This window comes from Streptomyces sp. NPDC002754, from assembly GCF_053592315.1.
The window spans coordinates 434,601-452,869 of the sequence record NZ_JBSFVM010000001.1; the positions used below are offsets into that span (position 1 = coordinate 434,601).

An 18,269-nucleotide genomic window follows, 5' to 3' on the forward strand; every position below is an offset into this window, starting at 1 on the left:
GCAGCCCCGTTTCCCTTGACCAAAGAGATAGGGGCCCCGTGACCGGAGCCCCTGTCGCCGACTGCGTCTGGGTGGCATTTGTGGGCGGACGAGCTGTCTGAGGTGTGAGGGTGGCGGGACGCCTCAAGGAGAGATGTCGCGGGCCGGGTCTGACGATGCGCCTGCCTCGTCGGGCTCCAGCTCCAGTCGTTCGCGCCGGTCCACTCGCGCTGCGGCCCGCGCGAAGGCGCACACGTGCCGCTCCATGCGACGCTTCGCGCCCACTTCGTCCCGCTCCCGGATCGCCCGGGTGACCCGTGCGTGGGCCCGCGTGGTCACCCGGCGGATGTCGTCGTCCAGGAACCCCTCGATGTCCGTTGCCGCGTGGATCGAGCCGGACAGGGCGCTCATGAAGCCGATCAGCAGCTCGTTGCCCGACGCTCGGGCGACAGCGGTGTGCCAGCGGATGTTGCCGCGCAGGAACCGCGGCACGTCGCCGGCGACACCGGCGTCCACCAACTCCTCGTGGGCCGAATCGAGTTGCTTCAGGTCGTGCTCTGTGCGGCGAGCGGCGGCCAGCGCCGCGCAGGCGGGTTCGACGGCCTCCCTTGTCTCGTGCAGGGCGTCGAGCCGCAGGCGCTGGCCCCGGATCACCAACTCGACGGCGCCGGCGAGGGATTCATGGTCGGGGCGGTGCACAAACGCGCCGCCTCCCCGGCCCGGCCTGATCCGCAGCAGCCGCTCGACCTGAAGGATGCGCAGCGCCTCGCGGACCGTGGCGCGGCTCAGACCCGTCTGCTCCACCAGCTCCCGTTCCGGCGGGAGCATCGCACCCTCCGGGAGGGCGCCGGACAGGATGCGTTCGCGGATGTCGGAGGCCAGCACATCCGCCGCCTTCGGCACAGCGACGGGGGTGAACGACTTTCCGGTGACCACGGTTCAGTAGCTCCTCGGCAGGCCCAGTGTGTGCGAGCCCAGATAGTTGAGGATCATCTCCTGGCTGATCGGCGCGATCTTCATCAGCCGCGCCTCCCGGAAGAACCGCGCGACCGCATACTCCTCCGCGTACCCCATGCCTCCGTGCGTCTGCAGCGCCCGGTCGGCCGCGTCGAAACCGGCTTCTGCACACAGGTACTTGGCGGTGTTCGCCTCGCGGCCGCACGGGCGCCCGTTGTCGTACAGCCACGTCGCCTTGCGCAGCATCAACTCCGCGGCGTCGAGCCGGGCGAGGGAGTCGGCGAGCGGGAACTGCAGACCCTGGTTCATCCCGATCGGCCGCCCGAACACCTCCCGCTCGTTGGCGTACTTGACCGCGCGCTCCAGCGCCACCCGCCCGATTCCCAGCGCCTCGGCGGCGATCAGCATGCGCTCCGGGTTGAGGCCGTCGAGGATGTACCGGAACCCCTGGCCCTCCGCACCGACCCGGTCGGCGACCGGCACCCGCAGCCCGTCGATGAACAGTTCGTTGGAGGTCACGGCGTTGCGGCCCATCTTCGCGATGGGGCGGATGTCGATGTGCGTGCGGTCGAGATCGGTGAGGAACAGCGTCATGCCGTCCGTCTTCTTGTCCACGTCGTCCGCGCGCGTGGTGCGGGTCAGGAGCAGGATCTTCTCCGACTCCATGGCCTTGGAGATCCACACCTTGCGGCCGTCGACGACGTAGTGGTCGCCCTCGCGTCGTGCGAACGTGGTGATCCTGGTGGTGTCGAGGCCGGCTCCGGGCTCGGTGACGCCGAAGCAGACGTGCAGATCGCCGGTGGCGACGCGGGGAAGGGTGCGCCGCTTGAGCTCCTCCGAGCCGTGCACGACCACGGGATGCATGCCGAAGATGTTCAGGTGGATGGCGCTCGCCGCGTTCATGCCGCCGCCCGAGCGTGCCACCTCCTCGAGTAGCAGCGTGGCCTCGGTGATTCCGAGGCCGTGGCCGCCGTACTCCTCCGGGATCGTCAGGCCGAGCCAGCCGCCGCGCGCCACGGCGGCGTAGAACTCCTCAGGGAACTCGTGCTGTTGGTCCTTCGCGCTCCAGTAGGCGTCGTCGAACTCGCGGAGCAGTCCCGCGACGGCCTTGCGGATCGTTTCCTGGTCCTCGGTGAGCTGGAAGTCCACGTGTGCACACCTCCGTGACGGCGTGATACCTGACAAAGGTCAGACCGAATGACGGTACTGAAGACTGCCCTCACTGGTATAGGGGGCGCAGGTTCAAATCCTGTCGTCCCGAACAGCGTGTACGCCTGTCACAGACCTGCGCCTGCCGAAAACCTCATCGTGCAGTTCAGGCCACGTGTCGGCATTCGTGCAGGGCCCGCGCCGGTGCCCCGGAGCCGGCGCCTGGCCGACCAGGGTCTTCACCGGACCGTCGGTGCACAGCGCCGCGTCGGTGAGCTCGAACAGCGCGTCACGCCGAGCGGTCGTGCAGTGGTAGAAGACCCGGAAGCGCGACAGTTCCGCCAGCGGATCGTCCAGCACGCCCTGTCCCACCACGCTCACCGGCACGGCCTTCGCGTCGATTCCTGATACCTCTTGGAGATCCAGAATCATGCGGAGGCGGGTCCGCTGTCCTGGAAATTCCCATGTGGGTGACCTGCGCCCACAGTCGGACCGCTACAGCGGCAGGCAGGGATCCCCGACGTCGGCTTTCTCCGCACGCCCTCGGTGGTGAAGGTCAATGATCCGCGGAACGAGCCGCCGCCGAAACGCACTGGGAGCAACGGTTGTCCATGCCCGGGCGGCCACGGTTCGGCCCCGGTTCGCTGCCGTTCGACAGGTGGAAGACCACCGCCGACTGCTGCGGAGACTCCGAGAGGGGCGAAGGGGCATCGGGTGATGTGCCGCTTTTGCGGTCTGGCCCTGTGTCCGGTTCACCGCCAGGATGCCCGGCGTGCGCATGAACGGGGGAGAAGCATCGTGGGTATCGCATTCAGGACGCGGTTCAGGGGGAGCGGGCTTCCAGACACAGATGGGTCTGATGCAGCTTCAGGTGACAGGTCAGGTCAGGTTGACTCGGTCCCCTTGGCATCCCGGGCGCAGGATCCGCTGTGTTGGCCGGCATCAATCTCGTGAACTGCTCTGTGAGACTTGGGTGTTGGCGTCGGCTTGTGACCGGTGGGCTAGGCTCTGCGGTCATGGCTACCGGGACGGCCTTGCGCCACGCACGGATTGGTGACCCGATGCTCTTCTGAGCGCCGTAGGGGCCGATGCAGCCCGCCGTCTGATCGAAGATCTTGCGCTGCCGCGCGGACTCCGCCTCCGTCGGGTTGGTCACACGCTCAACACGTCAGCCACGACAGGAGAGTTCATGCCTATCGAGACGCTGCAGATTCCCGCCACGGACGGCCAGGCCGACGCCTCCGCCGGCTTCCCCGATGGTGGCGGGCGGCACCCAGGGGTGCTGAGGTACGCGGACGGCTTCGGCATCCGGCCCGTGCTGCGGGAGAACCCTCCACCCCTCAGGAGCTGCACGAGACCCTCGCTGCGGCCCGCGCCGAGCAGAAGGCCGAGACCTGGAAGAAGAAGTACGTCCTGCGCTCGGGTATCGAGGGAATCATCATCCAGGCCCTCGACCTCACCGGCATCCGCCGGGCCCGCTACCGTGGCCTGCCCAAGGTCCGTCTCCAGCACGCCTTCTCCGCGACCGCGATCAACGTCATCCGCCTCGACGTCCGCTGGGGCGGGCCCCTCCTCGACAGCCCCCGGACCAGCCGCCTCAGCTGCCACCTAGCCGCATGACTGTCCTCTCGCACTGAACCTTGAGCGCGTTTCACGGAACCCTGAGCGCCCCGATTCCGTGGCTCACGCTGAACCGTACAAGGCCCCCGCTCGACGGGGGCAGCTCTATGCCAATGACGGACCCGAGCTCGTGACGAAGGATGGCACCCGATGACGCTCCCTACCTCCCTGCATGTGATCAATGAGGGGCTGGCGTTCCTCCTGGAAGTGGCGGCCCTCGCCGTCCTCGCCTGGTGGGGGTGGCAGACCGTGGATACCACCGCTCTGCGTCTCCTCCTTGCCGTTGCCGCTCCCACGGTGGCGGCCGTCCTGTGGGGGTTGTTCGCCGCCCCGAAGGCCCGGATACCGGTGCAGCTGGCGGGGGTCCTGACCGTGAAGGTGCTGATCTTCGGTGCCGCAGCCGCTGCCCTGTACACCATGGGCCGGCATGGGTGGGCCACCGCTTTCGCCGTCGTGGTCGCGGCCAATACCGTCCTTGCCACCCTGGACCGGCAAGCCTTGATGCATCAGGGTGCCTGACTGATCCGCCCCTCTCTCATCAACCCGGTCAAGGTCCGGTGAGACGCACTCAAAAATCAGTGAGACGGGACCATGACCGCCGAGAATTGCGCAGCAGAGTCCTTCAGGTGGGCAACGCAACGCTCGACGGGGACGCGACCGGCGGCCAGGATCAGGTCGGCCGGGGCGCCGAGGCCGGCAGCACGCAGGTGGGCCAGGATGTGGTTGGGGCGGGCGGCGGTGATCTCGTGGGTGCGGCCGGGCCGGGCGGCCGATATCCATACCGGACAGTCCCGCTCGTCGGTCAGGGCAAGCACGTGCGGGCCGTGGCGGTGATGCTTGCCGGAGTAGTTCGGGCGGTTCGCCTTGCCGGTACGGCGCTGGGGGAATCAGAGTGCCGTCGCTCAGTTCGACCTCGCTGCCCCGCTTGACGTTTTTTTCAGGGCGCGGCCCAGACGCGGGGGCCTCTCGGCGAGCAGCTCGCGCCGCTGCAGTGAACGCGGCTCACTGGTCGGCGAGTTGATGGCGCTGGTAGGCGGCCAGATGTCGCTCGGCGGCGCAGCGGTGCCGGTACAGCTGGCGCACGCTGACCCCACGTTCCAGGGCCAAGACCTGCATGGTCTCCCCGCCCAGCCGGGTACGCGCGATCAGCCGGACCTCGGCTACATCCACTACCCGGGGTGTCGGCGACGGACGCGGCCGACCCCGGCCCCGGCCCCCGCCCCCGGCACCGACGGCCGCTACGTGTACAGAGGTAGTTGGTGAGGTTCTGGCCGGCGGTGGTCAGGTGGCGGATGCTGGGGTGGAGGTAGCGTTGGGTGGTGGTGATCTCTTGGTGTCCGGCGATCTGTTGGAGGACGTGGAGGGGGATGCCGGCGTCGGCCATCCAGGTCAGGGCGGTGTGGCGGAGGTCGTGGCGGCGTAGGTGGTCGTAGCCGAGGCGGCGGGTGACGTCGTCCCAGTGGGTGGCGCGACGCAGGGTGGCGGTGGTGATGCGTCCGCCGCCGTTTGACGGCGAGGCCGCGGTGAGTCCCCCTCCGCCGTTCCCTGCCTACGACCCTCCGTGGGCACCCGCGGTGCCGCCGGGGAGAGGCACGTACTCGGCCCGCCGCCCTACCCGCGCCCCCCGTCCCGCACCGTGCAGGTGTCGGTGTCCGCCGGGCACCAGTGCGTGCGGCCGCCCACGAGGTGCAGTTCGAGGTCCGCGTCGCGCATGCCGTTGCGGTCGAGCGCGGTGCGCAGTGTGGTGGGCGAGGGCTGGGGTGGTAGGCCGAGTACGCCGATGACCACGACACCGTTGCGGGCGTCGACCGAGGCGATCTGCCAGTTGCCGGCGGTGGCCCACTGCTCGGCCACCGGCCGGGCGTCGGCCGCGAGTGAACGGTCCCGGGCGACGGTGATCGTCCCGGTGGTCAGTGGCACCGCGATCAACAGCACGACCACGGCGACCGCCACCAGCGTCCGGCCGTGGAACTGCCCCACCAGGGAGCCGGATTCCTGTGCCGCGCCCCGGATCCCGTAGACGAGGAAGACGACGGTCCCGGTCGCCACGATGGCCGCCACGTTGGTCGCGAACAGCAGCGCCGACTCGCCGGCGTCGTGGTAGCGGCCGACCGTGATGAGCAGCCCGGTGACCGCGAGCGGCGGCACCAGCGAGATGGCGATCGCGACACCCGGAAGCGTGTCCGAGATGTCGGCGCGGACGAGGGCGAACGCGCCGACCGTGCCCGTCGCCAGCGCGGCGAGGAGGTCGATCAGGCGAGGGCTGATGCGTGAGGACACCTGACCGTTGGAGGCGAAGTCGTCCGGCGGGGCGGCGATCCAGCCGAGCAGCATGCCCACCGCGACGACCGCGAGCGCGCCTCCGAGTACCAGCAGCGCGCATCGCACCACCTGCGCGCGGTCGGCAAGGACGAGGGCCAGCGCGCTGCCCAGGATCGGAGTCATGAGCGGCGCGACGATCATGGCTCCGATGACGGTCGCCGTCGAGTCGCCCACCACACCGGCACTCGCGATGACCGCCGCCAGGACGAGCAGCCCCCAGAAGCGGGTCGAACTGGGGCTGCCCAGGTCCCGCTCGATGAACAGGGTGTCGGTCATCCGGCGGACGGTGCCCGCGTCTACGGAGGCGATGGCGCTGCCCTGCCGTCAGTCGTCCGCGGCATCGACGGCGGCCTGCGCGTTCACCACGCCCAGGCCGAGCCGCTTCTGCTGTCCCGGGTCGGTGGTGGTGTCGCGGATGGTCTCCATGATCTCGTCGGGGTTCTTGCCTTCCTGGTGCAGGAGGGCGGCGACGGCCGACACGTAGGGTGCCGCCATCGAGGTGCCGTCGAGTTTTCCGTACCCGGAGTCGTTCTTCTTCGTCAGCTCGACGGTGTACGTGGGCAGGGTGGAGAGAATGCCGACGCCGGGGGCCGAAACGGCGTTCTGCGCACCGAAGTTGGAGAAGTCCGCCGGTCGCCCGTTCTTGTCGCTCGCACCGACCACCAGCACCGGGGTGTCGAGTTTGTAGGGCTGAGTGGCGGCGCCGTCGTTCCCGGCGGCGGCCACGACCACGGCGCCCTTGTCGTGGGCGTGCTGGATGGCCTTGTTGAGGATGCCGCCCTGGAGCAGGTTGGACATCAGGGGGCCCTCGCCGAGAGAGAGGTTGATGACGTCGGCGCCGTTGTCGGCGGCCCAGACGATGCCCTTGGTGATGTTCGCGTTGCTGCCACTGCCGTCCGAGCCGAGGACCCGTACGGGCATGATCTTCGCGCCCGGCGCCCCGCCCGCGATGCCCGTGCCGTTGTCGGTGTCCGCCGCCGCGATGCCTGCCACGTGGGTGCCGTGGCCGAACCCGTCCTTGGGGCGGCGGTCCCCGTCCACGAAGTCGTACCCGCGCACGAGCCGGTCCTTGAGGTCCGGGTGGTCGAGGTCGACACCACTGTCGACGACGGCGATCACGGTGTCGTCGCCCTTGGCGCCGTCCCAGGCGGCGGGCAGCTTCAGGGTGTCCAGCGCCCACTGCTGGTCGCGCATCGGATCGGCCTTGTCCTCGTCGTCCCCGCAGCCCGTGGCGAGTCCGGCGCACAGCAGACCGGCCAAGAGAGCGGCGGAAGTCCGTAGGGCGCGCATCATGTCTCCTTGCTCGCGGTGAACACGTCAGGGGGTACGTCCGGGCGACGGCCCGGCCGGCCGGTCTCCTCCGGTGCCGCGCCGCCCAGGAACTCGACAACGGCCAGCGCGAGCAGCAGGCACAGTGCGATCCCGACGACCACCCAGCCCGTCGGATGCGACCACAGCAGATACGTGAGCAGCGCGGCGGCCACGAGCACCCAGGTGATCCAGGTCCGGTGGCGGCCGACGAAGGGACCGACCGGGCCTGTCCGCATCCCGGCCCGTTCCGCGGTCGCCCGCACACCGCCGATACCGGACGTCCACAGCCCACGCAGCAGACCGGCCCGGTGCCCCGGTCCGGTCAGCCATGCCGCCAGGGCGACGACGACGCCGAGCGCGACGACCATGCGGACCATGGTGAACAGGAAGTGCGTCATGGTGTCGTACACGGCAGCGGCCGCGTCCTGCGAGACGTCTGCGGGCAGCCGGTCCAGGTAGATCACGCGGAAGACGCGCAATCCGATGCCGAGCAGCCCGGTGGCGACGGCGACGGCGAGCGCTCCGGTGACCAGGGCCCTTCTCCTGCGTACGGAGAGCAGGACGCCGGCGGCGACCAGGACCAGGGCGATGACGGGGAGCCAGTTCCCGGCGAGTTGCAGCAGCCGCACATACGTCCTGGCCTTGCTGATGTTCTCCGACGTGACCAGCGTGAAGTCGGTGTGGATCTCGGGGATGCGGCCCGCGACGGTCATGCCGTTGTCGACGAGACGCTGCTTGACCCGGTCGACGAGGGGCGCGAGATCGACGGTGACCGTGTCGCCCTTCAGCTGGACGGCGCCGCCGCCCTTGCCGGTCAGCGCCTTGTCCAGCGTGCTGTGGGCCCGCCGGTTGCCCTGCTTCCAGATGGTCTCGAACGCGTCGGAGCCGGCCACGGCGCGGGCCTTGTCGTGGACGAAGCTGCGGACGGCACTCTCCAGCGAGTCACCGAGGCTGCCGAGCGCCTTCTCCAGGCGCGGCCGGTCCTGGGCGGGCACATCGGACAGCAGTATCGACAGATCGATACGGGACATGAGCGCGTCGGTCGCCCGGTTCGCGACGGCGTCCTGCACCGCCGGATCCGCGGCGAGCGGGCCGACTGTCGCGACGTACCGGTCGGTGTCGCCGACCTGGTCGGCAGCCCACGCCGCGACCACGGACAGCGGCGCGAGCACACACCCGACGACGATGAGCACGGCGGCCAGGAAGGAACGCCCCCGGTGCCGCCGGTGCCCGGGGGAGTGCTCGCTCTCGAGTGTCGCCACCCGCTCTCGCAACGCCCTCAGTTCCGCCTGCGCGTCCGGGCCCGCGCGATGTGAGCCCTCCGCCACAGATGCCTCCTCCCGGGACGACCGTGCTGCACTCCATGGGATGCGTCAGGCCCGCATGTCGGCGAGGTGGGTGACCCGAACAGGGGACCCGCCCGGACGCGCCTCAAGGGTGGCGACGACGAGACGCGGGCCGAACGCGAACAACACGGGGCCAAGCCGCCGGGCCGATGCCGGGCCCACAAAATGACTGGCGCGTCGGCTTCATATAACGTGCATATCGGTGTGAATCTATCGGAATGACTCCTCCGCCCAAGGCCGCTCAGCCCTTCATCAACAGGCAGCAGGCGGAGCTGCGAGAGCACCTCCCGTTCTCCGACCGGCAGGACTTCGAGGACGCCTCGCGGGGGCTGATCGCGCGCCGCGTCCCCAGCACGGTCACCGGTGCGGACGGCGACGTCGTATGGGACAGCGACACGTACGCCTTCTTGAAGGGCGAAGCCCCCGACACCGTGAACCCGAGCCTGTGGCGCCAGTCGCAACTGGTGGCAGAGCAGGGGCTGTTCGAGGTGGTCGAGGGTATCTACCAGGTACGCGGCCTGGACCTGTCGAACATCACGTTCATCGAGGGCGCCACCGGCGTGCTCGTCATCGATCCACTGATCTCGACGGAGACCGCTGCGGCGGCGCTTGAGCTGTACCGCGAACACCGTGGGGAGCGGCCGGTCACCGGAGTCGTCTACACCCACTCGCACGTCGACCACTTCGGCGGCGTCAAGGGCGTCACGACGCAGGAGGACGTCGACGCCGGGCGCACCCCGGTCATCGCGCCCGAGGACTTCACCGAGCACGCTGTGGCCGAGAACGTGTACGCGGGCACGGCCATGAGTCGGCGCGCCGCCTACATGTACGGCGCGGCGCTCGCCCGGGGCCCGCAGGGAGCAGTCGGCGCCGGACTCGGACAGACGACCTCGACCGGCACCATCACACTCATCCCGCCGACCCTCACCGTCTCCACGACGGGACAGGAAGAGGTCGTCGACGGGGTCCGGATGGTCTTCCAGATGGCCCCCAATACCGAGGCCCCCGCCGAACTGCTCATCCACTTCCCCGACTTCAGGGCCCTGTGCACCGCCGAGGACGCCACCCACACCCTGCACAACCTGCTGACCCTGCGCGGCGCCGTCGTCCGCGACCCGCATGCCTGGTCACACGCGCTCACCGAGACGATCGACCTGTTCGGTGACGTGGTGGACGTCGCCTTCGCCTCGCACCACTGGCCGACCTGGGGACAAGAGCGCGTCATCCACTTCCTGGAGACCCAGCGCGACCTGTACGGCTACCTCCACGACCAGTCCCTGCGCCTGATCAACAAGGGCTGGACCGGGGCCGAGATCGCCGAGCACCTGCAACTGCCGCCCGCGCTGGAGAGCGCCTGGAACACGCACGGCTACTACGGCTCGGTCAGCCACAACCTCAAGGCCATCTACCAGCGCTACATGGGCTGGTTCGACGGCAACCCGGCACATCTTTGGCAGCATCCCCCGGTCGAGGCGGGCAAGCGCTACGTCGAGTTCATGGGCGGCGCCGACACGGTCGTGGACAAGGCGCGCACCTCGTTCGCCTCGGGCGACTTCCGATGGGCGGCCGAGGTACTCAGCCATGTCGTCTTCGCCCAGCCCGACCACGCCGCGGCACGTGAGCTGCTCGCCGACACCTTCGAGCAGCTCGGATACGGCGCGGAGAACGGCCCCTGGCGCAACTTCTACCTCTCCGGAGCCACCGAACTGCGCGCCGGCCAGTTCGGCACCCCCATCGTCGCGGCTGCCCCCGACATCGTCGGGAACCTCACGCCGACCATGCTCTTCGATGCCATCGCCATCCAGATCGACGGCCCCAGGGCATGGGACGAGAAGTTGAGCGTCGACGTCCACCTCACCGACAGTGACGAGAACTACCGGCTCTGCCTGGCCAACGGCGTGCTCAGTTACAGCACGGCCTCCCAGAAGACGGCAGCCGACGCCACCCTCACCACCACCGTCCGTGCTCTGCCGCAGCTGGCTGTCACGGGTCTGACGCCCGAGGGACTCCAGCAGGCAGGTGTGCAGGTCGAGGGGGAGGCGTCGGTGTTCGAGCGCCTCGCCGCCGTACTGGACCCGGGAGACCAGGACTTCCCCATCGTCACTCCGTGACGTGTCGGGCCGCGGACGACCGAACAGCCCTCCCGCGCTGTCGCGTGATCCCTGCCGCTGTCGGAGGCCGATCTTCACCCGTTCCAGGAATTGACCAATCCGCATGCCCGTCCACGCCGGATTACGGGTGTCGGGAGCGAAGAGGCTCCCCCTGATCCGACCGTGGAGGGATTGCCATGCGCAATCGAACCCGTCGTACCGCCGTCGTCGTCGCTGCGGCAGCCATGCTGCCGCTGGCGCTGAGCGCCTGTTCCGACAGCAGTTCCAAGGACAGTGGCTCCGACAGCGCTTCCTCTTCCGCGTCCAAGGGGACCGACAAGACCAGCCCCTCGGACGACACCGCCTCGATGAGCAAGCCGTTTGGTACGGCCTGTTCGTCCGTGCCCAAGGATGGTGCGGGGTCCTTCGACGGTATGGCGAAGGACCCGGTCGCGACCGCCGCGTCGAACAACCCGGCTCTGTCGACCCTGGTGACCGCCGTCAAGAAGGCCGGCCTGGTCGACACGCTCAACAACGCCAAGAACGTGACGGTCTTCGCGCCGACCAACGACGCCTTCGCCAAGATCCCGAAGGCCGACCTGAACAAGGTGCTCAACGACAAGGAGCAGCTCACCAAGATCCTCACGTACCACGTGGTCGGCAAGCAGCTCACGCCGAAGGACCTGGAGAAGGGCTCCTTCGAGACGCTGGAGAAGTCGAAGCTGACCACCTCGGGCTCCGGTGAGTCCTACAAGGTCAACGACTCGGCCAACGTGGTCTGCGGCAACGTGAAGACCGCCAACGCCACCGTCTACATCATCGACAGTGTCCTGATGCCCAAGAGCTGACGGCGGCATCGCATCACCACGTGCCACGTGACCCCGATCCAGTCCTGGAAAGGCTCCGGACTACCGTGAGGCAGCGATCTCCGACTGAGGGGGGAGGGCAGCGGATGACCGATTGCGGAGGGGAGGCCACGGTGGCCGGTGGGAGGGGCGCGCTGGTGCTGGGCAGGACCCCGCCGGCGCCGCGGGCTGCGGTGCTGTTCCTGCACGGCGGGCGGGCCGACAGCCGCTCCGCGTCACGCCCCTGGCATCTCGCGACGCTGCGCATGCGGCCCTTCGTGCGTGCCGTCGCGGCGGCCCTGGCGGATGAACCCGTCCTGACGGCGCGGGTCCGGTACCGCGTGCGCGGCTGGAACGGGGCCGACGCCGATGCCCTCCACGATGCGGAACGGGCGCTCCACGAACTGACACGGCTCGTCGGCGACGTGCCGGTCGTGCTTGTCGGCCACTCGATGGGCGGCCGCGCCGCTCTGCGCGCCGCCCGCGCCCCCCAGGTGAGGGGCGTCGTGGCCCTGGCCCCGTGGTGCCCGGAGAACGAACCCGTCGAGCATCTGAAGGACAAGGACATCCTCGTCCTCCACGGCGACCACGACCGCGTCACCGACCCACGCGCCTCGGCGGAGTTCGTCCGCCGGGCCCGAGCAGCCGGTGCGCGGGCGGAGCTGTCCCTCGTCCCCGGTGGCGATCACGCGATGCTGCGCAACAGCGGCCGCTGGCACCGCATGGTCGCTTCGCGGGTCGCGGACCTCGTTCCACACGGGTAGCCGTCGGTGCCTCGATACGAGGAGTCGCGGTGCGCGATCACGGTCTCCTAGGTCTCCTAGGGGATCGGAGCGGCGGGGATCTACCGCAGCGCCGCCACCAGCGCATCGCTGGGGGAGCACCACACCTGCCGTGCCTCGCCGAAGCCCTGTTCCCGCAGCGCGTCGAGGTGCCACTGGGTCGCGACGGGGCGGTCGGCCTTCGCGCCTGCGGGCCGCGGTACGCGCGGGTCGCCCAGGAGGGCGAAGCGCCGCTGGGCCGCGTCGGCGAGGTGCGGGTCCGTGGCGACCTCGCCCCACCAGGCGGCCCAGTCGAGGGCCCCCGCGTCCCGATCGCGCTCCTGGCGCGCGGAGTTGTGGGCCTGTAGGGCCGCGTTGAGGCGGGGCGCGGACTCGTCGTACATGTGGTCGGCGTTGAGGAACACGCCGCCCTCGCGGATGAGTTCGGCCAGCGTTCCGTAGAGGCGGCGCAGCGGTTGGGTGTCGAGCCAGTGCAGCGCCGTGGCCGTCACCACGGCGTCGTAGGAGGTGTGGGGGAGTTGGGCGGCCCAGTCCGGGGCCGTGAGGTCCGCCTCGACGAACGTGACGCGGTCGTCGTCGGCGAAGTGGCCGCGGGCGATGGTCAGCAGGGCCGGGTCGATGTCCACGCAGGTGCTGTGCGCCTCGGGCAGGCGCTGCAGCAGGCGCTGGGTGATGCTGGCGGTGCCGCAGGCGAGGTCGAGGACGCGCGGGCTGCGACCTGCCACGGCCTCGACCGTGTCCAGCATGACGCGGAAACGCTCTTCGCGGTCCGGCATGTACCACTCCTGCTGGCGGTCCCAACTGGTCTGCCAGCGCTGCCAGTCGGCTACGTCGGATACGGGTGTCGTGGTCATGTGTGGGGGGTTTCCTTTCGGTGGGACTGGGACTGGGACTGGGACTGGAACGGGACGGTCGTGGCGGGGCGTTCGTCGGTGATCTTCTGTGTGTGCCGAGGTGCTGGGAGCGCAGCAGCAGGCGTGTGGTGTCGGACTGCGGGGTGGCGAGAACGGCGTCGCACCGGCCGTGCTCCACGACCTGGCCGGCGTCCATCACGACCAGGTCGTCGGCCAACTGCCGTACCAGGTGCAGGTCGTGGCTGATCCAGAGCACGGCCGTGGCGCTGTCCTGCCGGATCCGGGCGATCTCCTGGCGCACCAGGTCGGTACTGACCGGGTCGAGGGCCGTGGTGATCTCGTCGCAGATCAGTACATCCGGTTCGGCCAGCAACGCCCGTGCGAGCGCGGCGCGTTGGAGTTCACCGCCGGAGAGTGCGGCGGCCGGCCGGGTGGCGTGCTCCGCTGTGAGGCCGAGCCGCTCCCACACCTGCCGCGCCCGCCGCTCGGCTTCCGCGGCGCTCACCCCGTGCAGGCGGACGGCCGTCCGTGCCACCTGGTCCAGAACGGGGCGCCGTTCGTCGAAGGAGCCGCGCACCTCCTGCCAGACGTACTGCACGGCCCTGACCTGGCGCACGCTGCGACGTCGCAGTACCGGCAGTGGTTCACCGGCGTATGTGATCCGGCCGCGGTGGCGTTCGTGCAGCCCTGCCAGGCAGCGGGCGAGCACCGTCTTCCCGCTTCCCGAGGGCCCGACGATCGCGGTGCGGCCACCCTCGGGAACGCGCAGGGACACGTCGTGCAGCGCCTCGCCGCGATGTCCGGCCCCGAGCCAGGCGGTCAGACCTTGGGCCTCCAGCCCGCTGCGCGTCTCGTCCACACGTGTGTCGGTGGCATCCGGGACCGTCTCGGCCGGTACCTCCGGCGCAGGCAACACGTCGTCCGTGTCACCCGCCGTGACGACGTGCCCCTGGTCGAGGATCACCGTGTGTGCGGCGACCGCGCGTACGAGGTCGTGGTCGTGGCTCAGCAGCAGGAGCGCGAAGCCCTGGGCCGCGAGCCGTACCAGTTCCTCGGCGAGCCGCATTCGGGCCACGGTGTCCAGGCCGGTGCTGGGTTCGTCGAGGACGAGGGCGCGTGGTGCGCCCGCCAACGCCTGGGCCAGGGCCACCCGTTGGCGTTGCCCGCCGGAGAACTGGTGCGGAAAGCGTCTGCGGACGGCTTCGGCGTCGGGCAGTCCCGCGGAGTGCAGGGCCTGAGTGGCGTGCCGTGCCGCGGTGGACCGCTCGGGGCCGTCGGGCCGGTGCAGCCGGGCGAGTTCGGTCAGCACTGAGCCGATACGGCGGGCCGGGTTGAGGGCGTGCGCCGGATGCTGTGGCATGTAGGCGATGACACGGCCTCGTACGGTCGCGGCCTGGCTCGTCGGTCCGTCCTCGTCGACCACCTGGGTGCCCGCGACGGTCACCGAACCCGTGAGGCGTACGCCGGGCGCCGCGTCGCCGAGAAGCGCGAGTGCGGCCGTGGTCTTGCCGCTGCCGGAGGGGCCGACGAGCGCGGTCACCTCGCCGGGTCGCACGGTGAGATCGAAGGCGTGGAGCAGGGTTGCCCCGTCGGCGCGTGCGGTCAGTCCGCTGACCTCGATCATCGGTTCCATACGGCCGCCTTCGTCGTCGCCCGAGCCGTTCTCCTTTGGCCGGCGGCTCCGCCCTGTACAAGTCCGTCGGCGAGCAGGTTCGCGCCGACGGTGAACATCACCAGCAGCAGCGTCGGCGCGCACACCGCCCAGGGCTGGACGAACAGCGCCTCCCGGCTCGCGGCGATCACCACACCCCAGTCGGGGGAGGAGGGGTCGAGACCAAGGCCGAGGAAGTTCGCCGCCGCCACGGTGAACACCGCCGCCCCCACGCGCGTACCGGCGTCGGCGGCGGCCACCGGCAGCACGGCGCGACCCACGTGACCGAAGAGGATGCGCGCAGGTGACTCGCCCTGAAGACGTAGTGCCTCCGCGACCGGGCTGCTGGCGGCGTCCAGCGCCGCCGCCCTCAACAGCCTTGCCACCGCTGGGATGTTGAGGGCTGCCACCGCCAGGGCCACCGCCAGCGGTTGGCCGCGCCACCCGACCCCGACGACGCTGATGACCAGCAGCGAGGGCAACGGCAGCAGCAGCTCCACGGGCCGCATGAGGACGTCGTCGAGCCACCGGCTGCGCGCGCTCGCCGCCGCGAGCCCGAGGGCGGCGCCGATCAGCACGGCGAGGGCGACCGCGCCGACCGCCACGCCCAGTGCGCTGGCCCCGCCGCGCAGCACCAGCGTCAGGACGTCGCGTCCCATCGCGTCCGTGCCGAGCACATGCCCGTCGCCGAGCGTGTACGGCATCCCGTCGGAAGGGACTGAGGAGGGAGTCACCAATGGGCCGACGACAGCGGCCGCGACGGGGACCGCCAGGAGCAGCGCCCCGCCCAGTGCCCGCCGAGTGCGTACGCGGCTCATCGCAGCACCTCCGCACGCGGGGCGAGCCGTTGGCCTGCCAGATCCGCCGCCAGGTTGAGCAGGCAGGCGACCGCGGCGAGGGCGAGTGTCAGCGCCTGCACCGTCGGCACGTCGCGGTTCTGCACGGCCTCCACCAGAGCGGTCGCCGTGCCGGGGACCGCGAACACGGCCTCCACGATGAGGACGCCGCCCAGCAAGTGGTCGCCGGTGCGGGCCAGTTCCTGGATGCCGGGCACGGCGGCGTTGGGGAGCACGTGGCGCAGCACCAGCTGGGCGGGTGGCACCCCGAGGCGGCGGGCCTGTTGTGTGTAGCCGGAGTTCAGGGCGGCGATGGTGCCGGCCCGGATCTGCCGTGACAGCAGGCACACGGTCCGGGCCAGCAGCACGGTGACGGGGAGCACGAACAGTTCCGGGTGCCGCCACCAGTCGCCGTCCGAGCCGACCCAGGTCGGCGGCAGCCAGCCCAGGCGCAGCGCGAACAACGCCACGAGCGCCAGGGCCAGTACGAAGTCGGGTATCGCCGTCAGCGTCAGTGTCACCGACGTGAGCACGCGGTCCGTGCGGCTGCCCGCGCGCAGGCCGGTCAGCACACCGATGCAGACCGCCAGCGGCACCAGCAGCACCGCGGTGACGGCGGCCAACGTGACCGTCACGCCCATGGATCGGGACAGCACATGTGTCACGGGACCGCCGCCGACCAGCGAGGTGCCCAGGTCGCCGTGGAGCAGGCCGCCGGCCCAGTCCAGGAAGCGTTCGAGCAGCGGCCGGTCGAGGCCCATCTGGGCGCGCAGGTCGGCGACTTGGTCGAGCCCCGCCTGCTCGTTGAAGTCGACGGTGGCGGCGTCCCCGGGCAGGAGGTTCGTCAGGAGGAAGACCACCACGCTGAGCACCGCGAGCTGGACGACCGTCCAGGCGCCCCGCCGCATGGCGTAACGCAGCACGTCAGTCCAGCCAGACCCGGTCGAAGCGGGCCCAGTCCACGGTGTTCGGCGGAGCCTCCTTCACACCACCGAGGCGGCGCGAGACGGCGTTGAGCCACTCCTGGTGCCCCCACAGGACCAGGCCCCCGCGGTCGCGGAGCGTGGTCTGCACGGAGCGGTACTTGCGGGTGCGAGCCGTGTCGTCGGTGACGGACTGCGCGGCGACGAAGGCGTCGTCGAAGTCGCGGTCGTGCCAGGCCGAGGCGTTCTGCGGGGAATCGGTGAGCAGCCGCTCGCCGATGTAGGTGGGGATGGTCATGGCGCCGCAGCGGTGGTTGGTGACCGTGCCCTTGGACAGCACGTCCGTGAAGTACGACTCCGGGGACCCGTTGACGATCTCCACACCCAGTCCGGCCTCCCCGGCCTGCTCCTTGAACAGTTGCGCGGCCTGTGTGAAGCCGTCGGCCGCCGTGGACGTGTAGAAGGAGACCTTCTTGTTGTACAGGCCAGTGCGGCGAAGGAGCCGTCGCGCCTCGGAGACATCACGTTCGCGCTGTTCCAGGCCGGTCGGGTAGTACGCGTATCCCTTGCCGTACACGTCGTTGCCGATCTCGGCGCGCCCCGAACAGGCCACATCCACCAGCCGTTTGCGGTCCACCAGGAGTTTGACGGCCATCGCCGCGTCCGGGTCGTCGAACGGTGCCCGGTCCGTCTTGAGCGCGAAGCCCTGCACCCCACTGTGCGGCGTCGCCACCACGCGCACCCGGCTGTCGTGCTCGACCCGCCGGGCGAAGGTGGGTGTCATCTCGTGCGCGAAGTGGATGTCACCGCTCTGCACGGCCGAGGCCCGCGCCTCGGACTCGGCGGAGAGGATGTGCAGCTCATCGATGTACGAGGCGCCGTTCCAGTGGTCGTCGAAGCGCCGGCCCACGAAACCGCGCCCGGCGGTGAACGACACGAACTTGAACGGCCCGGTCCCGACCGGGTGCTTGGGATCGTCCCAGCCGTCCCGCACGATGGGCGTCCCGGTCATCGCCAGCAGCGAGGGGAACTCGGCGTTGGGGCGCTTCAGGGATATCTCTACGCGATGCCTGCCCAGGGCGCGGCACTTGGCGAGGTCGACCTGGGACAAGGATGTCTTCGCCAGGTGGTCGGCGGCGTCGGCCTTGAGGATCCGCGACAGGCTGTAGAGCACGTCTTCGGCTTCGAAGGCATGTCCGTCGTGGAAGCGGGCCTTGCGCAGCTCGAACCGCCAGACGCGGGCCGAGTCGTCGCTGGACCAGGACGTGGCGAGCCTGGGGACGGGCCGCAGCGTCGCATCGAGCTCGACCAGCTTGTCGAAGACGGCCTTGTGCCGCGCGATGTCGACGAACGCACGCTGGGCGTGCGGATCCATCGTCTCCTTGACGCCCGCGCCCGGGAACGCCGCCCGCAGCGTCCCGCCCTTCTTGGGAGAGCCGGCACCGGACCCGGACCCCGCCGACGACTGGCATCCCGTCACCAGTGCGGCGGCACCGACCGCGGCTGCCCCGACGAGCACGCTTCTGCGGGTGGGGATGACCGGCGGCATGGGGGCGCACCTTCCTGACTGCTTGATCGGGGCATCGCTGCGATATGCATCTAAT

16 protein-coding genes and 4 pseudogenes are annotated in these 18,269 nt (G+C 70.2%); 6 read left to right on the forward strand and 14 right to left on the reverse strand.

The features are described from left to right. Positions 1-123 precede the first annotated feature (123 nt). The 3 genes from ACWD2L_RS02150 to ACWD2L_RS02160 all read right to left on the reverse strand — a co-directional run bounded on the left by ACWD2L_RS02150 (position 124) and on the right by ACWD2L_RS02160 (position 2,517). The gene (locus tag ACWD2L_RS02150; RefSeq protein WP_351331230.1) at positions 124-915 is read right to left on the reverse strand and encodes a FadR/GntR family transcriptional regulator; all 792 of its coding nucleotides are present in this window, start codon (positions 913-915) and stop codon (positions 124-126) included. Positions 916-918: 3 nt separating this feature from the next. Further along, complete coding sequence (locus tag ACWD2L_RS02155) at positions 919-2,085, reverse strand: acyl-CoA dehydrogenase family protein (RefSeq protein WP_351331231.1); 1,167 nt, start codon at positions 2,083-2,085, stop codon at positions 919-921. A 93-nt stretch (positions 2,086-2,178) separates the two neighbouring features. Continuing rightward, the gene (locus ACWD2L_RS02160) at positions 2,179-2,517 is read right to left on the reverse strand and encodes a hypothetical protein (protein ID WP_351331360.1); all 339 of its coding nucleotides are present in this window, start codon (positions 2,515-2,517) and stop codon (positions 2,179-2,181) included. A 757-nt stretch (positions 2,518-3,274) separates the two neighbouring features. Between ACWD2L_RS02160 and ACWD2L_RS02165 the strand changes: the two are divergent. The 3 genes and pseudogenes from ACWD2L_RS02165 to ACWD2L_RS02175 all read left to right on the forward strand — a co-directional run. Next, positions 3,275-3,412 (forward strand): annotated as a pseudogene (locus ACWD2L_RS02165) (dienelactone hydrolase family protein); the annotation flags it as partial. Between the two features lie 20 nt (positions 3,413-3,432). Continuing rightward, positions 3,433-3,705 carry a transposase gene (locus ACWD2L_RS02170; RefSeq protein WP_351331348.1) on the forward strand — a complete coding sequence of 91 codons (273 nt, stop codon included), beginning with the start codon at positions 3,433-3,435 and terminating at the stop codon, positions 3,703-3,705. 150 nt (positions 3,706-3,855) lie between these two features. Continuing rightward, positions 3,856-4,224 carry a YrdB family protein gene (locus tag ACWD2L_RS02175; protein ID WP_351331232.1) on the forward strand — a complete coding sequence of 123 codons (369 nt, stop codon included), beginning with the start codon at positions 3,856-3,858 and terminating at the stop codon, positions 4,222-4,224. Positions 4,225-4,280: 56 nt separating this feature from the next. Here the strand turns inward: ACWD2L_RS02175 and ACWD2L_RS02180 are convergent. The 6 genes and pseudogenes from ACWD2L_RS02180 to ACWD2L_RS02205 form a co-directional block, all read right to left on the reverse strand. Beyond that, positions 4,281-4,559, reverse strand: a pseudogene (locus ACWD2L_RS02180) (transposase family protein); the annotation flags it as partial. A 148-nt stretch (positions 4,560-4,707) separates the two neighbouring features. Further along, on the reverse strand, positions 4,708-4,875 hold the full coding sequence (locus ACWD2L_RS02185; protein WP_351331233.1) for a hypothetical protein: 168 nt from the start codon (positions 4,873-4,875) through the stop codon (positions 4,708-4,710). A gap of 136 nt (positions 4,876-5,011) precedes the next feature. After that, positions 5,012-5,197: pseudogene (locus tag ACWD2L_RS02190) on the reverse strand (tyrosine-type recombinase/integrase); the annotation flags it as partial. A 119-nt stretch (positions 5,198-5,316) separates the two neighbouring features. Next, positions 5,317-6,303, reverse strand: a complete 987-nt coding sequence (locus tag ACWD2L_RS02195) for a DUF389 domain-containing protein (protein ID WP_351331234.1) — start codon at positions 6,301-6,303, stop codon at positions 5,317-5,319. 48 nt (positions 6,304-6,351) lie between these two features. After that, positions 6,352-7,317: a S8 family peptidase gene (locus tag ACWD2L_RS02200; RefSeq protein ID WP_351331235.1), complete on the reverse strand. Its 966-nt coding sequence runs from the start codon at positions 7,315-7,317 to the stop codon at positions 6,352-6,354. Continuing rightward, entirely contained in the window at positions 7,317-8,666 is a 1,350-nt protein-coding gene (locus ACWD2L_RS02205; protein WP_351331236.1) for a hypothetical protein, read from the reverse strand. Before ACWD2L_RS02205 ends, ACWD2L_RS02200 begins: the two co-directional genes overlap by 1 nt. 236 nt (positions 8,667-8,902) lie before the next feature. Here ACWD2L_RS02205 and ACWD2L_RS02210 point away from each other — a divergent pair, with 236 nt between their 5' ends. The 3 genes from ACWD2L_RS02210 to ACWD2L_RS02220 all read left to right on the forward strand — a co-directional run bounded on the left by ACWD2L_RS02210 (position 8,903) and on the right by ACWD2L_RS02220 (position 12,383). After that, the gene (locus ACWD2L_RS02210) at positions 8,903-10,795 is read left to right on the forward strand and encodes an alkyl/aryl-sulfatase (RefSeq protein WP_351331237.1); all 1,893 of its coding nucleotides are present in this window, start codon (positions 8,903-8,905) and stop codon (positions 10,793-10,795) included. Between the two features lie 176 nt (positions 10,796-10,971). Beyond that, the gene (locus tag ACWD2L_RS02215; protein ID WP_351331238.1) at positions 10,972-11,622 is read left to right on the forward strand and encodes a fasciclin domain-containing protein; all 651 of its coding nucleotides are present in this window, start codon (positions 10,972-10,974) and stop codon (positions 11,620-11,622) included. 104 nt (positions 11,623-11,726) lie between these two features. Further along, complete coding sequence (locus ACWD2L_RS02220) at positions 11,727-12,383, forward strand: alpha/beta fold hydrolase (protein ID WP_351331239.1); 657 nt, start codon at positions 11,727-11,729, stop codon at positions 12,381-12,383. Between the two features lie 80 nt (positions 12,384-12,463). Here the strand turns inward: ACWD2L_RS02220 and ACWD2L_RS02225 are convergent, their stop codons facing one another. The 5 genes and pseudogenes from ACWD2L_RS02225 to ACWD2L_RS02245 all read right to left on the reverse strand — a co-directional run bounded on the left by ACWD2L_RS02225 (position 12,464) and on the right by ACWD2L_RS02245 (position 18,214). Then, a complete protein-coding gene (locus ACWD2L_RS02225; RefSeq protein WP_351331240.1) occupies positions 12,464-13,255 on the reverse strand; it encodes a class I SAM-dependent methyltransferase in 792 nt (263 codons plus the stop codon). A gap of 391 nt (positions 13,256-13,646) precedes the next feature. After that, positions 13,647-14,888 (reverse strand): annotated as a pseudogene (locus tag ACWD2L_RS02230) (ABC transporter ATP-binding protein); the annotation flags it as partial. Next, positions 14,876-15,724 (reverse strand): ABC transporter permease subunit, encoded by an 849-nt coding sequence (locus tag ACWD2L_RS02235; RefSeq protein ID WP_351331241.1) that lies wholly within the window; start codon positions 15,722-15,724, stop codon positions 14,876-14,878. The pseudogene ACWD2L_RS02230 and the gene ACWD2L_RS02235, both read right to left, overlap by 13 nt. Then, positions 15,721-16,665 carry an ABC transporter permease gene (locus ACWD2L_RS02240; RefSeq protein WP_351331242.1) on the reverse strand — a complete coding sequence of 315 codons (945 nt, stop codon included), beginning with the start codon at positions 16,663-16,665 and terminating at the stop codon, positions 15,721-15,723. The genes ACWD2L_RS02235 and ACWD2L_RS02240 overlap by 4 nt, the downstream gene beginning before the upstream one ends. Before the next feature lies 1 nt (position 16,666). After that, entirely contained in the window at positions 16,667-18,214 is a 1,548-nt protein-coding gene (locus ACWD2L_RS02245; protein WP_351331243.1) for an ABC transporter substrate-binding protein, read from the reverse strand. Between the last annotated feature and the right edge of the window lie 55 nt (positions 18,215-18,269).

Coding starts and splice junctions, on each gene's coding strand:
- ACWD2L_RS02160 (WP_351331360.1), bottom strand. CDS start 2,517: ATGATTCTGGATCTCCAAGAGGTATCAGGAATCGACGCGAAGGCCGTG.
- ACWD2L_RS02215 (WP_351331238.1), top strand. CDS start 10,972: ATGCGCAATCGAACCCGTCGTACCGCCGTCGTCGTCGCTGCGGCAGCC.
- ACWD2L_RS02225 (WP_351331240.1), bottom strand. CDS start 13,255: ATGACCACGACACCCGTATCCGACGTAGCCGACTGGCAGCGCTGGCAG.
- ACWD2L_RS02195 (WP_351331234.1), bottom strand. CDS start 6,303: ATGACCGACACCCTGTTCATCGAGCGGGACCTGGGCAGCCCCAGTTCG.
- ACWD2L_RS02200 (WP_351331235.1), bottom strand. CDS start 7,317: ATGCGCGCCCTACGGACTTCCGCCGCTCTCTTGGCCGGTCTGCTGTGC.
- ACWD2L_RS02245 (WP_351331243.1), bottom strand. CDS start 18,214: ATGCCGCCGGTCATCCCCACCCGCAGAAGCGTGCTCGTCGGGGCAGCC.
- ACWD2L_RS02220 (WP_351331239.1), top strand. CDS start 11,727: ATGACCGATTGCGGAGGGGAGGCCACGGTGGCCGGTGGGAGGGGCGCG.
- ACWD2L_RS02235 (WP_351331241.1), bottom strand. CDS start 15,724: ATGAGCCGCGTACGCACTCGGCGGGCACTGGGCGGGGCGCTGCTCCTG.
- ACWD2L_RS02175 (WP_351331232.1), top strand. CDS start 3,856: ATGACGCTCCCTACCTCCCTGCATGTGATCAATGAGGGGCTGGCGTTC.
- ACWD2L_RS02210 (WP_351331237.1), top strand. CDS start 8,903: ATGACTCCTCCGCCCAAGGCCGCTCAGCCCTTCATCAACAGGCAGCAG.